Source organism: Clostridium sp., assembly GCF_018372875.1.
Lineage (GTDB): Bacteria > Bacillota > Clostridia > Clostridiales > Clostridiaceae > Clostridium.
Genome location: NZ_JAHAIF010000108.1, coordinates 1 through 1097, shown reverse-complemented (window position 1 = coordinate 1097; position 1097 = coordinate 1). Strand labels below are relative to the sequence as shown.

Sequence of the window (1097 nt, the reverse complement as noted above, 5' to 3'; positions counted from 1 at the left end):
TTTAATTTAGGATAACATATTGAGTTTCTTATTTGTTCAAAAGCTCTTCCTGCTGCAAACATTGCAAAAGTACTTACAAAAGGTACCTTACCACAAGTTGAAAGTCCTGCTGCAACACCCATCATGTTTCCTTCTGCTATTCCCATGTTAAAGAATTTTTCAGGAGCTACTGCCTTAAAATCTGCAGTCTTTGTTGACTTTGAAAGGTCTGCATCTAATACTACTACATTCTCATTTGTATTAGCTAATGCTGCTAATGCTTTACCATAAGCTTCTCTAGTTGCAATCTTCTTACTCATTATATTTCTCCTCCTAATTCCTTAACTGCTACTTCACATTGTTCCTTGCTTGGAGCTGTTCCATGCCATGAAGCCTCATTTTCCATAAATGAAACTCCCTTTCCTTTAACTGTATTACAAATTATTGCTGTTGGCTCACCTTTATGGTTTTTTGCTTTTTCTATAGCACCTAAAATTTCATCATAGTTATGTCCGTCTATAACTAATACGTTCCAACCAAAGGCTTCAAACTTCTTATCTATTGGACATGGACTCATAACCTTAGTTATATCTCCATCTATTTGTAATCCATTAAAATCTATAAATATAGTTAAATTGTCTAAGTTATAATGAGCTGCACACATACTAGCTTCCCATACTTGACCTTCTTCTAATTCTCCATCTCCAAGTAATGCATATACTCTGTAGTCTTTTTTATCTACCTTACCTGCTAAAGCCATTCCTACTGCTGCTGAAATACCTTGACCTAACGAACCAGTTGACATATCTATTCCTGGTAGATCATTCATGTTAGGATGCCCTTGTAAATCTGAACCAATCTTTCTTAATGTCATTAACTCTTTAGGATCAAAGAATCCTCTTCTTGCTAATGCACTATATAGTACTGGAGCTGCATGACCTTTTGATAAAACAAATCTATCCCTATTTTCATCCTTTGGATTTTCAGGATTAATATTTAATTCATTAAAAAATAGTGTAGTAACTATGTCTGCCGCTGAAAGTGATCCACCTGGATGACCTGATGCTGATTCTGTTAACATTTCTACTATGTCTTTTCTAATTTGTTTAGAAATTTGG

1 protein-coding gene and 1 pseudogene are annotated in these 1097 nt (G+C 34.6%); both read right to left on the bottom strand.

The window, feature by feature from the left end; translation table 11 throughout:
• Nucleotides 1-299, bottom strand: a pseudogene (locus tag KIB46_RS16310) (transketolase family protein); the annotation flags it as partial.
• The gene (locus KIB46_RS16305; RefSeq protein WP_291673284.1) at nt 299-1093 is read right to left on the bottom strand and encodes a transketolase; all 795 of its coding nucleotides are present in this window, start codon (nt 1091-1093) and stop codon (nt 299-301) included. The gene KIB46_RS16305 and the pseudogene KIB46_RS16310, both read right to left, overlap by 1 nt.
• Nucleotides 1094-1097 lie beyond the last annotated feature (4 nt).